Below are 22,100 nucleotides of genomic sequence, written 5' to 3' on the forward strand. Positions count from 1 at the left end.
ACTTCAGGAACATTTAAAACAATGAACAGACGGCTTTTTATCCGCAACGCAGCGGCTTTTGCATTCAGCTTTCCGCTCGTCGCCTCTCTTACCAATATTTCTTCAGCCCAAGCAGCTGGCGAAGTAACCGAAAACGATCGTATCCTTGGCGACAAGAATGCGCCCGTTACCCTGATTGAATACGCGTCACTGACTTGTCCACACTGTGCAAACTTCCACACAGATGTAATGCCTGATATCAAGAAGAACTGGATAGACACGGGCAAAGCGCGTTTGGTTTATCGTCACATGCCACTGGATGGCGTCGCCCTTCGTGGTGCAGCAGTTGCCGAATGTCTGGAGGGTGATCGCTATTTCTCTTTCCTTGATTTACTGTTTCAACAACAACAGACTTGGGCTTTTGGAGGAGCAGCAAAAGAAGAGCTTCAGAAGATGGCTCTTCTCGCAGGTATGAGTAAAGACCGTTTTGAAGAATGCTTTAATAACGAAGCAACATTGCGTCGCATTGTGACACAGGCACAAGAAGGCAAAACCACTTTTGGTATCAACTCAACGCCTAGCTTTGTCATCAATGGTGAAGTTTTCCCTGGTGGGCGTGATTACGATGCCATGAACGACCTTTTGGAAGATGCTTCTTAATAGATAGACTTAGCATTTCTAATGCCCAAAGGCCTCATGTTCACCATGGGGCTTTTTCCGTATCCCGAACCTGAGACTGTTGCAGAAGATCTTTGATAGAGTTACAGTTTTCAGCATGACAACCGAAAAAATGGTGCTTACTCAAGGCTTCAGGGTATATATCTCAAAGACGAACCTGACCTTGCGGGGGGGCAATAAACCATATCAGGGATTCGCAATCGTTGGTTCAGTTTAACAAACTACGACTTAGCGGATTTAAATCCTTTGTTGATCAGACCGAGCTTCTGATCTCGTCCGGCATGACCGGAATTGTTGGTCCCAACGGGTGTGGAAAATCCAACCTCGTCGAAGCCCTGCGCTGGGTTATGGGCGAAACATCAGCCAAACGCATGCGCGGCAGCGAAATGGATGATGTTATCTTCGCTGGGTCAGCCACACGCCCCGCAAGAAATATCGCCGAAGTATCATTAATACTCGACAATCGCGACAGAACAGCCCCGGCCGCTTTTAATGAATACGATGATATCGAAGTGGTTCGCCGAATATCCCGGGGAAGCGGTTCCAATTACAAGGTAAACGGCAAGGACGTCCGCGCCCGTGATGTTCAGCTTTTGTTTGCCGATGCCGCTAGCGGATCCCAATCAACAGCTTTGGTCAGCCAAGGTCGCATTGGTGAAATCATTAACGCCAAGCCCACCAGTAGACGCGGACTACTGGAAGAAGCCGCCGGCATAACCGGATTACATTCCCGTCGGCACGAGGCCGAACTGCGACTAAGGGCAGCAGAAACAAACCTTGAACGCCTTGAAGATGTTATCACGACACTGGACACACAGCTTCAGGGCTTAAAAAAACAGGCGCGACAAGCAAATCGCTATCGAAACCTTGCCCAACTAATTCGACAGCATGAAGCAATCCTTTTGCATTACGAATCAGTTGATGCAAAAAAAGCGCAAAGCGATGCCATTGATATATTAAAATCAGCACAGAAAGATGTTTCTGAAAAAACAACAATTACCGCACAAAAATCCCGTATCCAGGTCGATATCACTGCCAGCTTGCCCGCCCTGCGAGAGGCAGAAACATCGCAATCTTCAAAACATCAAAGATTATTGATTAATCAGGAAACTTTGCAACGAGAAGAAGAGCAAGCGATTAACGCCCTCAACAAATCGACCGAACTCTTAGTTCAACTAAAAAAAGATAGAGAACGGGCAACAAATATCAACGCGGATGCACTGGAAGCTGAAGAACGGCTAAAACAAGAAAAAATTGCCATTGAAGACAAAAACAAGTCTGTACATACAGATCAGCAGGATCTGGAAGCTGAATGCAAAAAACATGCACAGACTATTTCTAAAATTGATAATTCGATTTCAGAGATCAACAGCCAAATCGCAGCCAACGAAGCACAGTCAACAGCCCTTAGACGGCGTCAAAACGAACTGAAAGAACTGATTAACCGTCAATCATCACAACTGCGCCAACAAGAAGCCCAACACAAACATCTTGCCTCACAGCAAGAAAGCCGCGCAAGTCTCATCGAAGCAGAACGAGATTTGGAAGCAGCCGAACAAAGACTTAATCAGGCCAAAGAAGCTTCGGACAAACAGGAAAAGGATGTTCAAGATAAGCGTCAGGCTGAAGAGCAAGCTCGTGATTCCAATCAGGAAACCCAAAATCAGCTCAATGAGATTTCTGCCGAGATTCGTGCACTAAATGAACTCTTGCGAGGCACATCATCCTCCATCACTCACCCAATCCTTGACGAACTCTCTGTTAAAACAGGATATGAAAAAGCGTTGGGAGCTGCACTTGGCGAAGACCTGAATGCAGGTTCCGAAGAAGAAGCTGTCGCCCACTGGCACGATATACCGATGCGAACAGATCTTCCCACCCTACCAGAAGGGATCATTTCCCTTCTCAATTTTGTGCAATCGCCTGATCGACTTCATGCCCGTCTATCGCAAATAGGCCTTGTTGAAACACCCAGTATCGACGAAGAGCTCTATAGCCAGCTAGCTCCTGGTCAACGATTGGTATCAAAAGAAGGAACACTGTGGCGGTGGGATGGACTAACCGTCAGAGACGATGCCCCATCCACAACAGCGGTCAGGCTGGAATATAAAAATCGCCTGAAAGGTTTGGAAAAAGAAAAAGTAAAAATCGAGTCACACAATATAAAAGCAAAAGAACATTTTATCGCAGCAAAACAAGCACTAGATAAAAGCCTCGAAAATGAAAAGCTTGCCCGACAAACCCTGAACAATGCCCATAACGAAGTTTCAACAACCAACAATCAACATACAAAGCTGGCGCAAAAACACGCAAAGCTCGTATCTCAATTGTCCGCTGTCGAAGAAAATTTACAGCGCCTCATTCGTGAAAATCTGGAAACCACTGAACAGCAAAAAGCAACAACTGCTGAAATTGACGCATTACCAGATCAAAAACAGGAAAAAGAACAGCTCGTCGAATTACAAAGAAAGCTTTCTACAGAAAGAAGCCTTCTGGGGTCCCAGCGTGGCAAGCTTGAGCAGATCAAACGCGATGTCACAACCCGGCGCGAGCGGCTTGTCAGTATTGCGAACGAACTGAGTTCCTGGTCACGCCGCACAAAAGAAGCCAAGCAGTATCTTGGTGAAATTGATATCCGGATAAAGCGCACTGAAGCCGAAATCGAAATCTGGAAAACCAAACCAGAAGAAATTAACAAACAGACAGAAGCTCTAGCAACTGTTATCGCGCAATCAGAAACAGAGAAAAACAAGGCATCAGAAACATTACGTTCTGCCGAACTGGAACAAGCCGAAGCAGACAGACAACTGAGAGAATCCGAACAGCTTCTCGCACAGGCACGAGAAGCAATGATACGTGCAGAATCTACGGTTGAACAAAACAAGCAAGCCATGGCGATTCTAATTGATCGCGTAAGAGAGCGTTTAGGGTGCTCTTTGGAAAAAGCACTTTCCATTGCAGACATTCAAATTGGGGAAGATCTTCCGCCGCGGGATGAAGTCACCCGAAAACATGACCGATTAACAAACGAACGTAACAACATGGGCCCCGTCAATCTGCGCGCTGAACAGGAAGCAGAGGAACTGGATCAGCAAATTAAAAGCATGTTAAACGACAAGGAAGACCTTTTACTTGCAATAGGAAAATTAAGACAAGGTATTGCCAATCTAAACAAAGAAGGGCGCGAACGACTTCTGAAGGCCTTTGATCGGGTGAACGCCCATTTTTCAGATCTTTTTGTCCGACTTTTTGGCGGTGGGCGGGCGCACCTAACACTCACAGAAGCCGAAGATCCTCTGCAGGCTGGCCTTGAGATTATGGCCAGCCCCCCCGGAAAACGCCTGCAGGTCATGTCACTTTTGTCAGGCGGCGAACAGGCTTTGACAGCACTGTCTCTTCTGTTTGCTGTTTTCCTCACCAACCCGGCCCCCATTTGCGTTCTGGATGAAGTTGATGCCCCGCTTGATGATGCCAACGTCGATCGTTTCTGCAAATTAGTAGAGGAACTGGTTCATAGTACATCAACACGTTTCTTGATTATCTCGCATCACCGCATGACCATGGCGCGTGTGCGCCGACTTTTTGGCGTCACAATGAGCGAGCGGGGTATTAGTCAACTTGTGTCAGTCAATTTGGAAGCAGCAGATGATTTGATGGAAAAGAAACGACAAAGCTAACTCATACTTTCATGATCTTGTCACTTTATAACCAGTTTATTTAAGAGCCCCTTATTTAAGGACCTGAGTTCTTCGCTCTTGCACAATAAAGTCATTCTCTTTCAAAACTTTATGGCAGGCTGATCGGGAACAAAAACCTTGATCTATTTAGCTCTGAGAGGATATGAAGAAGGACCCCTAGGAATTAGGTCAAAATCATGACTGATTCTTTCTTGACATAACTATGATGCTCCACGTATGTTGCGCCCGCGTTTAACAGGTGCTACTTCAGCTCAAATGGTAGCTATCAGGAAGGCTTAGTTACATGCCGGAACCTGAAGATCGTTCGTCGTTGACGGACCTGGATAAAAGACTGCGCGCGGCTCGCGAGCGTCAAAATCAGGTAAACAAGCCTGAATCCAGTAACCGAGCTGATGCGGCAAGCGGTATGGCGGTAGGTTTCCGCATATCGGTTGAAATAGTTGCAGCCCTGATAATGGGGTTCGGGATAGGCTACTATCTTGACCAATTATTTGGGACAAAACCTTGGTTGATGATTATTTTCTTCTTCCTCGGTATCGGGGCGGCCTTTGCCAATGTGGTCAGGGTTGCTAGACAGTTAGAAAACAAAAAGCGTTTTCGTGAAGATCGCGAAAATCGCACAGAGTAAAGTTAGAGGGGAAGGCTCGTGGCATCAGGTTCAATCGACCCAATGCACCAGTTTGAGGTAACAACTCTTTTACCAATCCAACTAGGTAATTACGATATCTCCTTTACCAACTCAGCACTATTTATGTCGCTGAGTGTTCTGCTTGTAACAGTTTTTCTAGTAGGATCAACACGCGGTCGTGCACTCGTTCCTGGCCGCTGGCAAAGCATGGCAGAGATGAGCTACGAGATGGTTGCGAATCTTCTCCGGGACAACGTCGGTTCAGCCGGGCGTAAATATTTCCCGTTTGTCTTTACGCTGTTCATGTTCATCCTCTTTGGAAATGTAATCGGTCTTGTACCGGGTAGCTTTACATTCACCAGCCACATTGTCGTTACTTTTGCGATGGCGATTATTATTTTTCTGGCTGTGACTGTAATCGGGTTCGTTCGCCACGGAGCAGGCTTCCTTCGCCTTTTCTTCCCACATGGCGCGCCACTGTGGACAGCTGTGATCCTTATCCCGATCGAACTGGTTTCTTACCTTTCACGGCCCATCAGCCTTTCTGTTCGTTTGTTTGCGAACATGGTTGTTGGCCACGTTCTTTTGAAGGTCATCGCTGGCTTTGTCATCATGCTCGGTGTGTTTGGGTTTATCCCGCTCGGCGTGCTTGTTGGTATTACAGCGCTGGAATTCCTGGTGGCGGCTTTACAAGCGTATGTCTTCACCATTCTGACTTGTATCTACCTGCATGATGCGATCCATCTGCACTAAGATCTTTTTGGAAATCGTAACTTTTTTATCTATCTAACGCACAAGCGTTATAAGGAGCTCGAGAATTATGGAAGCAGAAGCTGCAAAACTGATTGGTGCTGGTCTTGCTACTCTAGGTATGATTGGTGCAGGTGTTGGTGTTGGTAACGTATGGGCTAGCTACTTCCAGTCCATCGCTCGCAACCCAGCGTCTAAAGACGAAATTGGTGCGAACATCTGGATTGGCTTTGCTGTTACTGAAGCGATCGCACTGTTCTCTCTACTAGTTGCTCTGATCCTTCTGTTCGTAGCTTAATTGGAACAGATTGTTAGGCCGATATTCTCGGATACCTTTTAGGTGTTTGACGATATGTCGGCCTATCAGACTTTTATCTGATCCGATTTTGATAACTGAACAAGGCGTGTAGCACGATGCCACAATTTGAACAAATCGATACGTTCGTAGGCCAGATCTTTTGGCTTATCGTTACCTTCGGTGTGCTCTACTTCCTGATGGCCAAGGTTGCTTTGCCACGTCTGGCCTCGATTTTGGAAGAGCGCGAAAATAGAGTTTCTGGGGATCTGGAAAAAGCAGAACGCTTGAAGCAAGAAGCGGAAGAAGTCCTCTCGGACTATCAGAAAGCTATTGCCGATGCACGCGCTTCTGCTGTTGCCGCTCTGAAAGAATCTGCGGATGAAATCGCAGCCACAAGCGCCAAGCGCCAGGCTGAGTTTGACACCCAGCTTTCGGAAAAAGTTCAGATTGCCGAAGACAAAATTAATGCTGCTCGTAGCGAAGCTATGGGACACATTAAAGATGTTGCCAAAGACGTTGCCGCTGCCGCGACAAGTAAATTGCTTGGTACTGATGTAACCGACGCTAAACTCAGCAAAGCTGTTGACGAAGCACTAGGGGAGCAGAACTAATCATGGAATTACTTCAAAATCCTACACTTTGGGTTGGCGTTGCTTTTGCGATCTTTGTACTTCTTGTCATTACCAAAGGCGGGAAAAGCATTGTTGCAGGACTGGACGCACGTGGGGAAGCCATTCGCAAGACACTCGAAGAAGCTCAAAATCTTCGGGAAGAAGCGCAAAAAACACTGGCTGAATACAAGCGTAAACAACGTGATGCTCTAAAAGAAGCTGAAGAAATCATTGAACACGCAAAGCAAGAAGCCACGCGTCTTCAAGAAGAAGCTGCTGCTGATCTAGAAGAATCACTGAAACGTCGGGAACAGCAAGCAATGGACAAGATTGCTCAGGCAGAAACGGCCGCACTGAACGAAGTTCGTGATCAGGCCGTTGATGTTGCGATCACTGCTACCAGAAATATTCTGGCTGGCAGCATGACCAAAGCTAAAGCCAAAGCCCTGATGGATGATTCTATCAGTTCACTTGGTGAAAAGTTTCATTGATCCCCAGTTGATCAAACAAATAAAAAATCGGCTCAAATGAGCCGGTTTTTTTTATGTCTAGAATTCCTGCCTGGCAAACTATCCACCTGGAGCATTTCTCAGCTAGTCCTGTACAGTAAAATGCTTTGGTTAACTGGTATTTTATGCCCTTATCTCTTGCTCTGAACAGTATGAAATCTAGAATCGTTAGGCTTTAAGCGAAACAATCTCTTTCACATCGGATTTTTCCGCGACAAGCACGTGAGATTCAGGAACTTTATTCCATCCCTCCTGATCATCAGTTAACGGCTCGGAAACGACTACCAGATTACCATCTTTGTATCTCCAGTATAATGACGGTGCAAAGCGGTCATTTGAATGTCTCAGGCAATAAAGTTTATTTCCATCTGTTATTGCCATTGTACAGCGAAATGGTTCAGTAATATTTCTTTCTGCCTGTAGTGTTTCAACAGTCTCAACCATTTTGCGGATTGCATTAACCGGACCTGATTCCAAACCGAAATTAAACAGCATATAGAATAATGCCTCACTATCTGTTGTCCCCATACGTTTTGTATAGTGCTCATCAGTGATAAAAGCCTCTAATGGTCGCCTGAACTGTTCATAGCCGCCAACCTGGCCATTATGCATACCCATCCAGCGATTGTAGGAAAAAGGATGACAATTCGCTCGCGAAGTTGCCGTACCTGTAGATGCCCTTACATGAGCAAAAAAATGCGATGATCTGATTTGAGATGCCAGATGCTGAAGATTACAGTCATTCCATGCTGGCATTATCTCTCTGTATAAACCCGGCTCTTCCTTTTGTCCGTACCACCCAACACCAAAGCCATCCCCGTTTGTCGCAACCTTTGCTTCTGTTGCATGTTGAGATTGTTCAACAAGTGAATGCTGTGGTTTGAAAAGTAACTCTTCCAAGAAAATCTCTTGCCCGGAATAGGCGAGCCAGCGGCACATAAAATCGCTCCAAATTGCAAGTTCTGTGAAAACAAATCTTTTGATATCTATATCAAGTAAACCAGATGCATCAAAAGATGGACGGTATGTTACTCTCATTCATCATATCAGCAATAGACATCCTGCATTTTATAAAATAAAAAAAGGAGTTCGTGTTTACACACGAACTCCAGTCCCAGCAATGGGCGGGAACAGGGTGCGGCCCTATCCCAAGTATGTTAAGCCGTCCCTTGCCTAACATACACGCCCTATGAGGACGGAGAGATCAGATAAATGAGACACCCAGCAATGGTCCCATCTGGCCTCTCCGCTTCAGCGGCCTATTCAGCCGCGTCTCGGTAGCTCTCGATTGAAGGGCAAGAGCAAATCAAATTACGATCACCATAGACGTTGTCAACACGCCCAACAGGTGCCCAGTACTTACCATCGCGAAGATTTTCAACAGGATAGGCTGCTTCCTCGCGGGTATATGGATGGTTCCAGCTTTCAGATAACATTGATGCTGCCGTATGTGGTGCATTACAGAGCATATTGTCTTCAAGAGGCAACTCACCAGAAGCAACACGACCGATTTCTTTACGAATTGAAATCATTGCGTCCACAAGACGATCAATCTCGTACTTTGATTCTGATTCAGTTGGCTCAATCATCAAGGTACCTGGCACCGGGAAAGACATAGTTGGCGCATGGAAACCATAATCAATCAAACGCTTCGCGATATCATCAACAGTAATACCTATGTCATCTTTAAGTGGACGGACATCAATGATGCATTCATGCGCAACCATACCGTTCTTTGATGCGTAAAGAACCGGATAGTAGTCAGAAAGGCGCTTTGCCAAGTAGTTTGCATTCAAGATCGCCATCTGTGTTGCTTTTTTCAGACCAGAAGCTCCCATCAGCTTCAGGTAAGTCCACGTAATCGGCAAAATGCTTGCTGATCCCCATGGCGCAGATGTCACAGCACCCTGCCCGGTCTCCGGACCAGCCTCAGCAACGAGAGAGTGATTTGGCAAGAAAGGCGCCAGGTGTTCACCAACGCCGATAGGCCCAACACCAGGCCCACCACCACCGTGTGGAATACAGAATGTTTTGTGCAAGTTAAGATGCGAAACATCACCGCCGAACTTGCCCGGCTTAGCCAGACCAACCATCGCATTCATGTTGGCACCATCGACGTAAACCTGTCCGCCAAAGTCGTGAACAATGCCACAGGTTTTACGAACCTCTTCTTCAAACACGCCGTGTGTTGAAGGATAGGTAATCATAATTGCAGCCAGATTTTCCTGATACTTTTCAGCTTTGGCATAGAGATCATCGTTGTCGATATAACCTTTGTCATCACAGTTAATGACAACAACCTTCATACCAGCCAAGGCAGCAGAAGCAGGGTTTGTTCCGTGTGCAGATGCCGGGATCAAGCAGATATCACGCTGCGTATCACCACGGCTCTCGTGATACTTGCGAATAGCCAGAAGACCGGCATATTCACCCTGAGACCCAGAATTAGGCTGTAGTGACACAGCATCATAACCGGTCACCTCAACGAGCATCTCTTCCAGATCTTTGATCAACTCCAGATAGCCCTCGGCTTGATCCAGAGGAACAAAGGGATGGATCTCGCCAAATTCAGGCCATGTAACCGGAATCATCTCCGTGGCAGCATTCAGCTTCATTGTACAGGATCCCAATGGAATCATTGCACGATCAAGACCAATATCCTTGTCACAAAGCTTACGTAGATAGCGCATCATTTCTGTTTCAGAATGATAGCTATTGAAAGTTGGATGTGTCAGGAAATCAGTGCAGCGGGCAAGAACCTCCGGAAGGTTATTCGGTGCAAATTTATCAAGATCATCTACGCTTTGACCATCAACCCCAAAGACGGTCCAAAGAGTTTCGATATCACCGCGTGTCGTTGTTTCGTCAAGAGAAACACCGAGAGTATCAGCGTCAATCACACGAAGATTCATTTTATTCTCACGTGCTTTGGCAGCAATTGCTTCTGCTTTCCCCTTTACACTGAGAGATAGCGTATCAAAGAAAGCATCGTGAATAACCTCTACGCCACCAGCTTTCAAGCCCGCGGCAAGAATAGACGCAAGTCGGGATACCCTGCGCGCAATTGTCTTCAGGCCTTCTGGACCGTGGTAGGTTGCATAAAAGCCTGCCATATTTGCCAACAAAGCCTGTGCCGTACAAATATTACTGGTCGCTTTTTCACGACGGATATGCTGTTCACGCGTTTGAAGCGCCATACGCAGAGCTGGCTCGCCATGTGAATCAACGGACATACCAACAAGACGTGCGGGAATAGAGCGCTTGTATTTATCGTGCGTTGCAAAATAACCAGCGTGTGGACCACCAAAGCCCATAGGAACACCAAAGCGCTGTGCAGAACCGATAGCAAAATCGGCACCGAGTTCGCCAGGGCTTTTGATAAGTGTCAGCGCCAGAATATCAGCAGCAATCCCGGCAAGGCCTTTGTTCGCTTGAACTGCTGCAATCAAATCACTGTAATCTTCGATACGCCCGGAAGTACCAGGGTACTGGAACAACGCGCCGTACACAGACGCAGGATCCAGATCTTTACGCGGATCACCAATAACAACTTCATACCCCAGAGCTTCCGCACGCGTTTTAATAACGGCGATGCTCTGTGGCAAAAGATCCTGATCAACGAAGAAAGCTTCTGCTTTGCTTTTGGCAACGCGGCGACAGAAAGTCATCGCCTCGGCAACGGCAGTCCCTTCGTCAAGCATAGAGGAATTCGCCAGTTCCATGCCTGTAAGATCACTGATCATTGTCTGATAGTTCAGGATTGCCTCTAAACGCCCCTGGGAAATCTCTGCCTGATAAGGCGTATAAGATGTATACCAGCCCGGATTTTCCAGAACGTTTCTCAGGATGACTTTGGGAACATGTGTTCCATAGTACCCCATACCAATAAAGGATTTGAAAACTTTGTTCTTCATTGCTAGCGAACGGGCATGAGCAAGAACATCAACTTCTGTCTGACTCTCTGCCATATCAAGTTGAGAAGTCTCGCGAATAGCTTCTGGTACAGTTTTATCAGAAAGCTCTTGCAAAGAATCAAGCCCCAGCAGGGCAAGCATTTCAGTCTGCTCTGCCTCAGTTGGTCCAATATGGCGACGAACAAAATCTGTTTTTTGCTCTAGCTCTTTCAGAGGCACATTAATGTCAGACATGCGAATTCCTTAATAATAAGATCTGCCGCCAGCTGCAATAAGCTGGCGCAAATCAAGCTTACCTATTCTTATTTTCTTTAGCTCAGGTATTAACCCTGCCACCTATCCTTGGGCGTCGATGAAGGCTTTATAACCAGCTTCATCCATTAACTCTTCAAGTTGGGAAGCATCTGTGATTTTCACTTTGTAGAACCAGCCTTCGCCCATAGGTGCAGAGTTAACAAGGCTTGGCTCATCAACAAGAGCTTCGTTGCCTTCAATCACTTCACCGTCACAGATAGCAAGAACTTCACTAGCGGCCTTTACTGACTCAACTACAGCAGCTTCATCGCCCTGCTCAAGATCTTTGCCTTCTTCTGGTACTTCAACAAAAACAACATCACCCAGCTGTTCCTGAGCAAATTCTGTGATCCCAACGGTACCAATGTCGCCGTCAACAACAATCCATTCATGGTCTTCACTGAATTTAATTCCGCTCATAATCCTGATCCTCTAACAAATGTTTTTATTTCAGAGCTTCGCAATAGGGACGTTGCTCTGCATTATTGTGGATTTCCACTTTGAATATTCCTCAAACGTTCCGTTTTCCGGAACTATCCTCGGAAATAACTCTTCTGTTCAAACGGCATTTTCACAACTTTACACGGCATCTCTTTGCCACGTACTAGCGCGTTCAATGCAGTGTCCGGTGTCTTGTAATCGGATGCCACATAGGCAATCGCAATTGGTCCGCCAACGGAAGGACCAAACCCACCACTGGTAACTTTACCAACAACGGCACCCTCAGAATTGGTAATTTCGACGCCCGGACGCAATGGGGCGCGTCCTTCGGGTAGGATACCAACCAAACGTCTCGGGGCACCGTCGGTAATTTGTTTCAAGATAATATCATCACCCGGGAAACCACCATCAGCCCGGCGACGCTTTTGAATAGCCCACAACAAGCCTGCTTCGACAGGCGTGGTTGTTGTATCAATGTCGTTTCCGTAAAGACAAAGACCTGCTTCCATGCGCAGCGAATCACGTGCGCCCAATCCAGCGACTTCAACTTCTGTTTCATCAAGAAAGCGACGGACAATGGCAACTGCTTTATCCGCAGGAATTGCAATCTCATAACCATCTTCACCCGTATAGCCAGAACGGCTAACCTGACAACTCACACCGTCGATTTCCAGGGTCATAAAGGTCATGAACTTCATATCAGCGCAACGAGCATCAAAGCGAGCAAGAACATCAGCAGATTTTGGCCCCTGTAGTGCAATCAAAGCATTGTCATATTCGGCTTCGACTTTAACCTGATCACCAATTTTGGACTCGATGTGCGCAATATCGGCATCTTTACAGGCTGCGTTGATCACCAAGCTCAATCCGCCCGGCACCTTTGTGATCATCAAATCATCAAGGATGCCGCCATCGTCGTTTGTGAAGAAGCTGTAACGAATAGAATTTTCCGCCAGATTTGCCAAATCAGCAGGAAGAAGGCTTTCCAATGCAGGGATCGCATTTTCACCCATCAGACGAACAATTCCCATATGGGATACATCAAAAATTGCCGCAGATGCACGTGTATGCTTGTGCTCTGTCATAATACCAGCCGGATATTGCACAGGCATGGAATAACCTGCGAAAGGAACCATCTTGGCACCAAGTTCCACATGCAGATCATAAAGAGGTGTTTTTTTAAGATCTTCCGACATAACCAAGCTCCAGAACACAAAAGGTAAACACAACAGCGACTTAACCATTGCATCCCCCTCTGTCTTCGAACCTGAGAGATTCACAAAAGATGTCTATCACCCTTTGCTTACTCCGTCGGTGTCTCGCAGTACGCAAAACTTTCCAGAGTTGCCTGCCTCTTGCGGTCCATGTGCCTGAGAGTTTCCGGGGCGGTTGCTCCTTCGGCGCTGCTCGTATTGTTTCTGTTAAGAAACTTTACAACAATCTCTCCCGCGAGAGGTATTTCAGCAATAGCTAGATTGTATCACAACAACCTAACTTGGCTAGAGATTTACGCTCTTCTGAAAAAAAGTCAACCACAGACGACACAAATTCTAGTGAACACGACTAATCTCAAGCAAATACAATCGCTTATTTCCTATAGGAAATTTCCATCCACAAAGAATCACAATAAAACATTATCAGAAACACAGGCGTTTTATCATAACCTATGCACTCAATACCCTGCTTTTCTCGTTAAAACGACCTCACGAAGAGATTGCTTTAATGAGTTAGATAACTTGGGCTAATTATATTTTCGTACGATTATAATAAAGCTCGCTTCGCGTAAGCTCAAACCCGATAAAGATAATGTAATCGGCCCCGGTTTTGCCATTCCGCAACGGTATTGTCGGGAAGACGTTATCAACCAAGGCAATGGTCGTCCTGTTACCTTCAAACGGCGCGACCAAATCAAAGGATTCCCGACTTAAAATCTTACGATCATGAGTGGCCACGGCAACAAAGTAGTTAAATTTGGCACCACCATCATTGGCTGGTCCCTGCGTAAGTTCAAAACGGACAACCACCTGATTATTCAGGTTATTTGTTTCCTCATCGAGAACACAAACATTCGCAAAATTATTAATAGACGCTTCAAATGCCACATCTGTTAGGTCACGCCCCTGTCCCTTAAAGCGGGTCATTTCCTCAGCTTCTTTAAGAACAATAATTTCAGGACAAGCAGGAGGTGCTTCTTCTGGCTCAATCAAACCGCAACCGGAAAGAACCAGACCAGAAAAAACTAGGGGGGCAAACACAACAGCGCCTGACGGGAAGGAAATGCGCGATAAGACTTTGGAGAACAGGCGATCCATAAAATGCTTTATCCCTTAATCTACCAAGGATTAAAATGACTTAAACAACAAAACTACGATATCATAGTTCAGCTATTGATGAATATCTTTCATACAGTTAACTCCTAAATACAAATATACTAGGACAGAAGCAAGCTGTACCATGTTTAAGATCATGCTGATTAACTCTTTTCTCAACATCCGCACTGTATTAGTTTCGCCAGAATGACAGATGGGTTATTCTCATCAATAGCTGTATGGACGAAAATTATGAACAAAAGCGATCTCACGATACTACTTGCCAGCCCAAGGGGATTCTGTGCCGGGGTAGATCGTGCCATTGAGATTGTAGAACGAGCCCTCGTAAAACATGGTGCGCCCGTTTATGTTCGTCATGAAATTGTTCACAACAGATACGTTGTCGAATCTCTGGAACAAAAGGGTGCTGTTTTTGTAAAGGAACTGGACCAGGTCCCCGAAGGGCTTCCAGTCATATTCTCAGCACATGGTGTGCCAAAATCTGTGCCAGCAGCGGCACAGGCACGTGAACTCTTGTACTTTGATGCAACATGTCCTTTGGTGAGCAAAGTCCATAGAGAAGCAGAACGTCACGAAAAAGATGGGCGTCAGGTCATCCTCATTGGGCACGCTGGACACCCTGAAGTTATTGGTACAATGGGTCAGCTCAGTGATGGATCCATTGTCCTTGTGGAAACCGAAGATGACGCCGAAAACCTTATTGTCGAAGATCCAGATAATCTCGCGTTTGTCACCCAGACAACTTTATCGGTGGATGATACGGCCTCTATCGTGAGAATATTGATGCGTAGATTTCCCAATATGCTAGAGCCAAAAAAAGAAGATATCTGTTACGCAACGACCAACAGACAAGAAGCTGTCAAAGCAATCGCCACAAGATGCGATGCCATGTTGGTAATCGGTGCACCCAACTCCTCAAATTCAAAACGCCTTGTGGAAGTTGCCTATAAACAAGGTTGTGAAAAAGCTGCACTTGTACAGCGAGCTACCGATATTAAGTGGGATGCATTAAATGGTGTAAAAACCTTGGGAATTACAGCTGGCGCATCAGCCCCGGAAATCCTTGTTGAAGAAGTCATCAACGCCTTTAAAGAACATTACAACGTCTCAATCGAAGAAATCAATATACGCGACGAAAATGTTGTTTTCAAAGCTCCTAAGACATTGCTTGATACGCCTGCAGCAAAAGATATTCGCTAAAGTGAGCTATACCCAAACACTACTTTCATTGAGACACTAATGGCCGTTTATACAGAAGTCCCTGATGATGAAGTTGAAAACTTCCTCACTGAATATGATCTTGGTAGTGTGCTTTCCTTGAAAGGTATCGCGGAAGGTGTAGAGAACTCAAACTACATTCTCCACACAACCAAAGGGCACTATATCCTCACACTCTATGAAAAGCGTGTTGAGAAAGCTGATCTTCCTTTTTTCCTTGGCTATATGCAACACTTGGCAGACAAAGGAATTTCCTGTCCAGTTCCCATAGCGGGTAAAGACGGCAACAACCTGAGAGAACTTTGTGGACGACCCGCCGCAATCACAGCCTTTCTGGATGGAATGTGGCCAAGACGGATTCAACCATTTCATTGCCGCGCCTTGGGAAAAACCATAGCAGAGATGCATCTCGCAGGGCAGGATTTTCCCCTCAGCAGGCCCAATGCATTATCTGTTCAGGGATGGAAAGAGGTTCTTGATGCTTGTGGCGATAAAAGCGAACAGGTGAAAACGGGTCTGACAGGCGTTCTCAACAAAGAATACGAATATTTGGAAAAACATTGGCCAAGGGATCTGCCTCAAGGCGTTATCCATGCTGATATGTTCCAGGATAATGTTTTCTTCATTCACGAGAAACTCTCTGGAGTTATTGATTTTTATTTCGCCTGTAACGATCTCTTGGCATATGAACTTGCTATCTGCCTGAATGCATGGTGTTTCGAATTGGATAGTTCTTTTAATATTACCAAGGCACAGCTCATGCTCCGGACTTATCAGGATGTACGCCCACTTTCTGAAGATGAACTTCACGCCCTCCCCCTTCTTGCTCGCGGGGCATCACTGCGCTTCTTGTTAACAAGACTCTACGACTGGATAAATCATCCAGAAGGCGCCTTTGTGAAACCCAAAGATCCGATCGAATACCTGAACAAGTTAAAATTCCACCAGTCCGTCAAAAGCATTTCTGATTATGGAATAATTTTATGAATCAAAGAACACCTGTAGAAATTTTCACGGATGGCGCCTGTTCCGGCAACCCTGGGCCGGGAGGATGGGGTGCATTACTAAGGTATAAGGATACAGAAAAAGAACTTTGCGGTGGTGAAGCAGAAACAACCAATAATCGCATGGAACTGCAAGGGGCAATATCAGCTCTCAACGCCTTAAAAAAGCCATCCTACATCGTCCTGACGACCGATAGCGTGTATGTGAAAGACGGGATTACAAAATGGATTTTTAACTGGCAAAAGAATGGTTGGAAAACCGCGAATAAAAAACCAGTCAAAAACGCAGAACTTTGGCAGGATTTAATTGCAGCTCTGAAGCCCCACGACGTGGAGTGGCGTTGGGTCAAGGGACACGCGGGGCACCCTGAAAACGAACGTGCTGATGAACTCGCTCGTAAAGGCATGGCCGAATACAAATAAAGTCATGCCTTTACATAAATCCAGAAGAGAAAACTAAAACTAATTTTCTAAAATTTTCAGCAAAGCCTGTGGATTTTTATTGGCTTGCGCTTGCATTGCCAGCTCAGCTTCATTCAATACTTTTGAAGTGACCAAACTTGTAACCTGAGCAGCAATATCTGCATCGGCCAAAGCCGAATTAGCTGCAGATACATTTTCAATCTGGCTGGCAATGTTTTCACCCGCGACTTCAAATCGGGAAACCGTTGCACCAATTTCTGCTCTGGCATTACTTACCTGATTGAGAGCACCATCAATCGCCCCAATTGCAGTAGTTGCATTCGCAGCACTATCGACTGTTAAACCTGAAATCCCAAGAGAAACGCCCGTAACATCGACACCATCAAGAGAAATAGTGTCTCCGACATCGGTTCCAACAAGAAAGTCAGAGCTATCGGTGTTATCCAGGAGGCCACGACCATTAAAGGTGGTCTGATTGGCAATTTCCGAGACTTCATCCCTGATTTGGACAAACTCAGCATTAATCGCCTGAAGGCTAGCAGGATCTTGTGTTCCTCCCAAAGCTTGCGCTGCAAGCTCCTTCATTCGCATCAAACCATCAGATATTCTTGCTAGCCCACCATCCGCAATCTGCCCAATACTGGCCCCTTGCGCTGCAGTGGCTGCATTTTGATTAAGAACAACAGTGTCTGATTGCAAAACAGTAGAAATAGCCAAAGAAGCCGCTGCATCAGAAGCTCTTGGGATATTCGATCCACTAGCAAGTTTGTTGATACTATTTTCCTGCAAACGTGAGTTTTGCAGAGACGCCGCATTAAACGACGCGCCATTAACGGTAGGCATTTGACCGTCTCCAATACTTAGAGAATGTTACGCGCATACCTGCGCAATGCACCAATATCGTTTCCGTTATTCTGAGCCTATTAGGAAAAAAAATCAATAATTTACGTATCCAAATCATCTCAGTTTTTAATAAAATTTTAGCTAATTTATAAATTACACTCAAAAAAAACTGTTTTTCAATTACTTGGCCGATTCTGCAAATCTATTTCAATCACGGCTCATTTGGATAAAGAATTCATTTTGTTAGAGTCGAAAACCAGATCATATACTCAGGATAAAAAGAAACCCTAAGCCCCATTTTGATGTAAACTTATAAATGTGCTTACATCAGAGGGTCATATAAACTTGAAAAAAGCTTGCACAAAGCTCCTCTGCTTAAAAGAAATGCTGCTGATGATTTTTATAGTAGCGACAGGTATGACAAGTACCAGCAAAGCAGAGGGCCTGACCGTTGATATGGAGCTGATACTGGCGGTTGATTGCTCTTATAGTGTCAGCGATGCGGAATACTTGTTACAAATGAACGGTTTGGCACGTGCACTGCGCTCACCAGCCATCTATGCAGCAATACAGGCAGGACATTATAAAAGAATATCAATTGCTTTAATTCAGTGGTCAGGAACAAATAACCAAATCGTCTCAATTCCCTGGACTGCTATAGGTTCCCCTAACTCCATCACTAATCTTTCAGAGAGAATTCGTCGGCTGCCCAGACATGTTGCTCTTGGACCGACATCGATCACGGCCGTTATTGCCAAATCACTCCATATGTTCAGTAACAGCCCTTATAGATCATATAGAAAAGTACTGGATATATCCGGTGATGGGCGAAACAACGACGGCGTGCCTGCGCATTTCTTACGGGATGTCGCGATAAAAAAGGGTGTAACGGTCAATGGCCTTGCAATTATCAATGAAACACCAACACTACATCATTACTTTCGAAATGCTGTAATCGGCGGGCAGGGAAGCTTTGTTATAAAAGCAAATTCCTACGAAGCATATGAATATGCCATCCAGAAAAAGCTCGTACGAGAAATAGCCCCCCTGCCAATCGTGCAAAATACTTTTTAGAGATCTTTGAGTAGGACCCCTGCCGCGGATGCTTCATAGGCGCCAGCTTCTTCGACATGAAGCGATGCGACAACACCGTCTTTAATCAGCATGGAAAATCTGGCGGCACGCTGCCCCAACCCAACACCAGAAGCATCAATCGTTAATCCAACACCATTTGCTAGCTCTCCCAATCCATCAGCCAACATCATGATATCTCCCTCAGGGTCAAGCAAATCTCCCCAGGCTTTCATTACAAAGGGATCGTTGACGGACATACAGGCAATAACATCAACCCCTTTATCTCTTAATTTCTGCGCATTTTCCTTATAGCTTGGGAAATGTTGCTCCTGGCAAGTCGGCGTAAAGGCGCCTGGAACAGCAAAAAAAGCAACCGTTTTATCTGCACAGAACTCAGCAAAATCAATCTTGTCTATACCATCGGCATTCTTGTTCCACACAGAAGCCGATGGGACCTTATCTCCAACTGAAATCGTCATGTTATTTCCAATCAATAGGTTGGGTTCATTTTTTTGATGCCTGTTCAAAAGAACTTAAAACGTCATCAATGGTCAAAAGTTCTGACAACACTATCCCCTCAGGTGCCCCGGGACCATAGATAATATTAAAAGGAATTCCATACCGATTATAGCTTTCCAGATAAGCCGTGATCGTATCACTTGGCAGTGTCCAATCAGCCTGCATTGGCAGAACATTTTCTCTTTGTAACAGGGATTTTACTTCGTCTTGTTCCAGAACAAGTTTCTTGTTCACCTGACAGGTAATACACCAGTCAGCAGTGACATCGACAAAAACAATCTTACCGTTACTGACCTCAGCAGCTATTTGCTTCTGAGCGAATGGTATCCAGTAATCCGAAACGGGTACCTTCTCGGAAGAGGTAGAAAACTTGTACGGAACGACCAAAGAGCAAACTGCCAAAAAGGCAACAGCAAGCGCTCGCTTTCCAATTGTAAGAGATTTAACTGCGAGAATAACCATTCCAAGGGTTAAAAGAAGTGTGACAAGAATTGTTGCCAACCAACCGACTTGAACAAGAAGAACAGATAAAAGCCAAATGACCGTTCCCAGCAAGAGTAATCCAAGAAAAGTTTTGAGCCAGATCATCCATGTTCCAGGTTTGGGAAGAAAAGTGGCCAGCTTGGGCTTTGCTGCGACAACCAAATAAGGCAACGACATACCGACACCCAAAAAGGTAAAGATTGCAAAAATCTCCCATGTGCCTCGTGCTAAAGCAAACCCCACAGCGGTTCCCAAGAATGGTGCGGAACAGGGTGTTGCCAAAAGTGTGGCAAACATTCCTTTGAGAAAATCGCCACTAATCCCCTGTTTTTCACTCGCGTTTACAGCACGGTTCATCACTCCATCCGGAGCCAAAAATTCAAACCATCCAAAAAGGTTGGCAGCAAACAGGGAAACAATGCCACTCATCGCGATTAGAAAAAGCGGTTGTTGAAACTGTATGCCCCACCCCACAGAAAAACCTGCAACTTTCAATAACGATGCCGCCGCAGCCAAAATCCAGAAGGAAGTTAAAATGCCAAAACTTGTTGCAACAAAGCTTTTACGAACACTGTGGTGATCGCCTTTTTCATGCCTGATCACCGACATTAATTTCAAAGACAAGACAGGCAGAACACATGGCATCAGGTTCAGAATAAAACCACCTAAAAGGGCCAACCCCAGGATTGGTATAAACGCCAGAAGTCCAGAATTTGTGTTGACGGGAACATCTTTGTATCTGGAAACAGTTTTAAGTTCTGCCCCTTTTGTACCATCAACAAGAGAGAGTGTGATCTGCTTGCCTTCCAGAACGCCCTTGGTCTCCTTATAGGTTGAAACCGGAATTGTAAATTCTGCCTTGGAACCACCATCAAGAAGAACAACTTCTGGTGCAGAAAACGAAAAACCGGGTGGCCCTTCGACAATAACATCCGGTTTTTGGAAAACGTATTCCTTGGCTGATCCATAAACTTGAAGGACAAGATTTTCTCCCTCACCCTCAAGAAAAATGTCCGTAACAGTTATACCAGTTTCAGCACCAAGCCCCGGGACCTGACGGATATATGTATCGACAATACCTGCTTCCAAAGAAGGAAACGCTTCTCCTGACGGAATGCGTATAGTTACTTCTGCATCAAAGGGAATACATATTTCCTTACAAAGCAAATAGCTTGCCGTGCCCCGCAAGGTAACATCCTGCTGCGGGTTTTCTGCCTCTACTGAAAATGGAAAAACAACTTCTTTGCTGTAACCAAATGTCTGTAAACCAAAGAGCGTAAAGCGATGGGGAACCGGCCAGTAAAATTGCCAGGATTTCAGATTATCACTTCCGGCCAAATCAAGAGAAACGGGAAAGCCAGCATCTCCCGGCGACCGCCAATAGGTCTTCCAGCCTTCTTTCAACTCAAACTGGAGACCCAGCATTACCTTTCCCGCCTCGCCAAGCGTTTCCTGTCCGGTTACCAAACGCACACGGGAAAACTCTTCCTCAATCCACGGGGAAGAAGCTCCTTGGGCCGTATAGGGCAAAGAAAATAATGCAAAGAAAACAAAAATAATGCCCTGCAGAACTCTGCACAGATGGTTGTTTATCTTTTCCCGAAAAAACCGCATGCGTTCCTAATTTCCGATCAGAGACAACATCACACGCTGATGTTGTATTTTCCTCTTTTGATTTGCTCTTTCATAAATATTAAGATGTAAATCTATATAGTATATAAGAATTATGACGATGTGGCGGAATGCCTCGGCTTATAATTATTATACGATCTTGGGGCAACGCAACAATCAACATCTCAATATCTGCTCAGAAAGGGTGAAATTTCAATGACAAGCTTTCAGAGTAACGGTTATTTGACCGGCAAGTTACTCATAGCCATGCCACAGATGACAGATTCACGCTTTGTAAAGTCAGTCATATATATATGCGCTCATAACAAAGATGGCGCGATGGGCCTTGTTGTTAACCAACTCATTGAACGCTTTTCTTTCATAGATCTCCTTGAACAGTTGGAAATACCCCCAACAGCATCTTCTTCACAGATTAAGGTGCACTTTGGTGGCCCCGTCGAATCTGGTCGTGGTTTTGTTTTACACAGTAATGATTACCGACAAGACGGTACAATGGTTGTCGCTGAGACAATTTCAATGACAGCAACGATTGATATACTTAACGATATTGCCAATAACAAAGGTCCGAAAAAAAGCCTTCTAGCTCTCGGATATGCAGGATGGGGCCCGGGGCAACTTAACGACGAACTGCACCAGAATGGATGGTTGGTTGCCGATCAGGATGATGAGATACTTTTTGGATCAAACATGATGGATAAATGGAATCTCGCCATGTCCAAAATCGGGATCGACCCGGCTCTGTTGTCCAGCGATGCAGGGCATGCATAAAATAAA

At 45.5% G+C, this 22,100-nt stretch carries 20 protein-coding genes and 1 riboswitch; of the genes, 12 read left to right on the forward strand and 8 right to left on the reverse strand.

The window, feature by feature from the left end:
• The first annotated feature begins 21 nt into the window (after window positions 1–21).
• The 7 genes from D9A03_RS13390 to D9A03_RS13420 all read left to right on the forward strand — a co-directional run bounded on the left by D9A03_RS13390 (window position 22) and on the right by D9A03_RS13420 (window position 7,133).
• Window positions 22–639 carry a DsbA family protein gene (locus D9A03_RS13390; RefSeq protein ID WP_120497733.1) on the forward strand — a complete coding sequence of 206 codons (618 nt, stop codon included), beginning with the start codon at window positions 22–24 and terminating at the stop codon, window positions 637–639.
• A 221-nt stretch (window positions 640–860) separates the two neighbouring features.
• Window positions 861–4,334, forward strand: a complete 3,474-nt coding sequence (gene smc / locus D9A03_RS13395; protein ID WP_162938148.1) for a chromosome segregation protein SMC — start codon at window positions 861–863, stop codon at window positions 4,332–4,334.
• A gap of 304 nt (window positions 4,335–4,638) precedes the next feature.
• Window positions 4,639–4,983, forward strand: coding sequence for an AtpZ/AtpI family protein (locus tag D9A03_RS13400; RefSeq protein ID WP_120497735.1), 345 nt, complete (start codon window positions 4,639–4,641; stop codon window positions 4,981–4,983).
• Window positions 4,984–5,025: 42 nt separating this feature from the next.
• Window positions 5,026–5,736 (forward strand): F0F1 ATP synthase subunit A, encoded by a 711-nt coding sequence (locus D9A03_RS13405; protein ID WP_120497948.1) that lies wholly within the window; start codon window positions 5,026–5,028, stop codon window positions 5,734–5,736.
• A gap of 67 nt (window positions 5,737–5,803) precedes the next feature.
• Window positions 5,804–6,031: a F0F1 ATP synthase subunit C gene (locus tag D9A03_RS13410; RefSeq protein WP_046503712.1), complete on the forward strand. Its 228-nt coding sequence runs from the start codon at window positions 5,804–5,806 to the stop codon at window positions 6,029–6,031.
• Between the two features lie 116 nt (window positions 6,032–6,147).
• Window positions 6,148–6,642 carry a F0F1 ATP synthase subunit B' gene (locus D9A03_RS13415; RefSeq protein ID WP_120497736.1) on the forward strand — a complete coding sequence of 165 codons (495 nt, stop codon included), beginning with the start codon at window positions 6,148–6,150 and terminating at the stop codon, window positions 6,640–6,642.
• A gap of 2 nt (window positions 6,643–6,644) precedes the next feature.
• Window positions 6,645–7,133 carry a F0F1 ATP synthase subunit B gene (locus D9A03_RS13420; protein WP_120497737.1) on the forward strand — a complete coding sequence of 163 codons (489 nt, stop codon included), beginning with the start codon at window positions 6,645–6,647 and terminating at the stop codon, window positions 7,131–7,133.
• Between the two features lie 186 nt (window positions 7,134–7,319).
• Here D9A03_RS13420 and D9A03_RS13425 read toward each other — a convergent pair whose 3' ends face one another.
• The 5 genes from D9A03_RS13425 to D9A03_RS13445 all read right to left on the reverse strand — a co-directional run bounded on the left by D9A03_RS13425 (window position 7,320) and on the right by D9A03_RS13445 (window position 14,112).
• A complete protein-coding gene (locus D9A03_RS13425; protein ID WP_254055049.1) occupies window positions 7,320–8,189 on the reverse strand; it encodes a class II glutamine amidotransferase in 870 nt (289 codons plus the stop codon).
• A gap of 221 nt (window positions 8,190–8,410) precedes the next feature.
• Window positions 8,411–11,299, reverse strand: coding sequence for an aminomethyl-transferring glycine dehydrogenase (gcvP, locus tag D9A03_RS13430; protein ID WP_120497738.1), 2,889 nt, complete (start codon window positions 11,297–11,299; stop codon window positions 8,411–8,413).
• Window positions 11,300–11,401: 102 nt separating this feature from the next.
• On the reverse strand, window positions 11,402–11,779 hold the full coding sequence (gene gcvH / locus D9A03_RS13435; protein ID WP_120497739.1) for a glycine cleavage system protein GcvH: 378 nt from the start codon (window positions 11,777–11,779) through the stop codon (window positions 11,402–11,404).
• Window positions 11,780–11,892: 113 nt separating this feature from the next.
• Complete coding sequence (gene gcvT, locus D9A03_RS13440) at window positions 11,893–12,996, reverse strand: glycine cleavage system aminomethyltransferase GcvT (RefSeq protein ID WP_120497740.1); 1,104 nt, start codon at window positions 12,994–12,996, stop codon at window positions 11,893–11,895.
• Between the two features lie 152 nt (window positions 12,997–13,148).
• A riboswitch (glycine riboswitch) is annotated at window positions 13,149–13,259 on the reverse strand.
• Between the two features lie 286 nt (window positions 13,260–13,545).
• Window positions 13,546–14,112 carry a hypothetical protein gene (locus D9A03_RS13445; protein ID WP_120497741.1) on the reverse strand — a complete coding sequence of 189 codons (567 nt, stop codon included), beginning with the start codon at window positions 14,110–14,112 and terminating at the stop codon, window positions 13,546–13,548.
• 249 nt (window positions 14,113–14,361) lie between these two features.
• Here D9A03_RS13445 and ispH point away from each other — a divergent pair, with 249 nt between their 5' ends.
• The 3 genes from ispH to rnhA are packed head-to-tail and all read left to right on the forward strand — an operon-like array spanning window position 14,362 to window position 16,775.
• Window positions 14,362–15,330 carry a 4-hydroxy-3-methylbut-2-enyl diphosphate reductase gene (gene ispH, locus D9A03_RS13450; protein ID WP_120497742.1) on the forward strand — a complete coding sequence of 323 codons (969 nt, stop codon included), beginning with the start codon at window positions 14,362–14,364 and terminating at the stop codon, window positions 15,328–15,330.
• A gap of 39 nt (window positions 15,331–15,369) precedes the next feature.
• Window positions 15,370–16,335 carry a homoserine kinase gene (locus D9A03_RS13455; RefSeq protein WP_120497743.1) on the forward strand — a complete coding sequence of 322 codons (966 nt, stop codon included), beginning with the start codon at window positions 15,370–15,372 and terminating at the stop codon, window positions 16,333–16,335.
• Window positions 16,332–16,775 (forward strand): ribonuclease HI, encoded by a 444-nt coding sequence (gene rnhA, locus D9A03_RS13460; RefSeq protein WP_120497744.1) that lies wholly within the window; start codon window positions 16,332–16,334, stop codon window positions 16,773–16,775. The genes D9A03_RS13455 and rnhA overlap by 4 nt, the downstream gene beginning before the upstream one ends.
• Before the next feature lie 39 nt (window positions 16,776–16,814).
• Here rnhA and D9A03_RS13465 read toward each other — a convergent pair whose 3' ends face one another.
• On the reverse strand, window positions 16,815–17,618 hold the full coding sequence (locus D9A03_RS13465; protein ID WP_120497745.1) for a flagellin: 804 nt from the start codon (window positions 17,616–17,618) through the stop codon (window positions 16,815–16,817).
• Between the two features lie 393 nt (window positions 17,619–18,011).
• Here D9A03_RS13465 and D9A03_RS13470 point away from each other — a divergent pair, with 393 nt between their 5' ends.
• Complete coding sequence (locus D9A03_RS13470; protein WP_162938149.1) at window positions 18,012–18,692, forward strand: DUF1194 domain-containing protein; 681 nt, start codon at window positions 18,012–18,014, stop codon at window positions 18,690–18,692.
• Here D9A03_RS13470 and D9A03_RS13475 read toward each other — a convergent pair.
• The gene (locus D9A03_RS13475; protein ID WP_120497747.1) at window positions 18,689–19,171 is read right to left on the reverse strand and encodes a peroxiredoxin; all 483 of its coding nucleotides are present in this window, start codon (window positions 19,169–19,171) and stop codon (window positions 18,689–18,691) included. The genes D9A03_RS13470 and D9A03_RS13475 overlap by 4 nt on opposite strands.
• A gap of 25 nt (window positions 19,172–19,196) precedes the next feature.
• Window positions 19,197–21,308, reverse strand: a complete 2,112-nt coding sequence (locus D9A03_RS13480) for a protein-disulfide reductase DsbD (protein ID WP_120497748.1) — start codon at window positions 21,306–21,308, stop codon at window positions 19,197–19,199.
• A 213-nt stretch (window positions 21,309–21,521) separates the two neighbouring features.
• Between D9A03_RS13480 and D9A03_RS13485 the strand changes: the two genes are divergently transcribed.
• Window positions 21,522–22,094, forward strand: a complete 573-nt coding sequence (locus tag D9A03_RS13485; protein ID WP_120497749.1) for a YqgE/AlgH family protein — start codon at window positions 21,522–21,524, stop codon at window positions 22,092–22,094.
• The last annotated feature ends 6 nt before the right edge of the window (window positions 22,095–22,100 follow it).

This window comes from Kiloniella sp. EL199 (assembly GCF_900313065.1).
Taxonomy (GTDB): Bacteria; Pseudomonadota; Alphaproteobacteria; order Kiloniellales; family Kiloniellaceae; genus Kiloniella.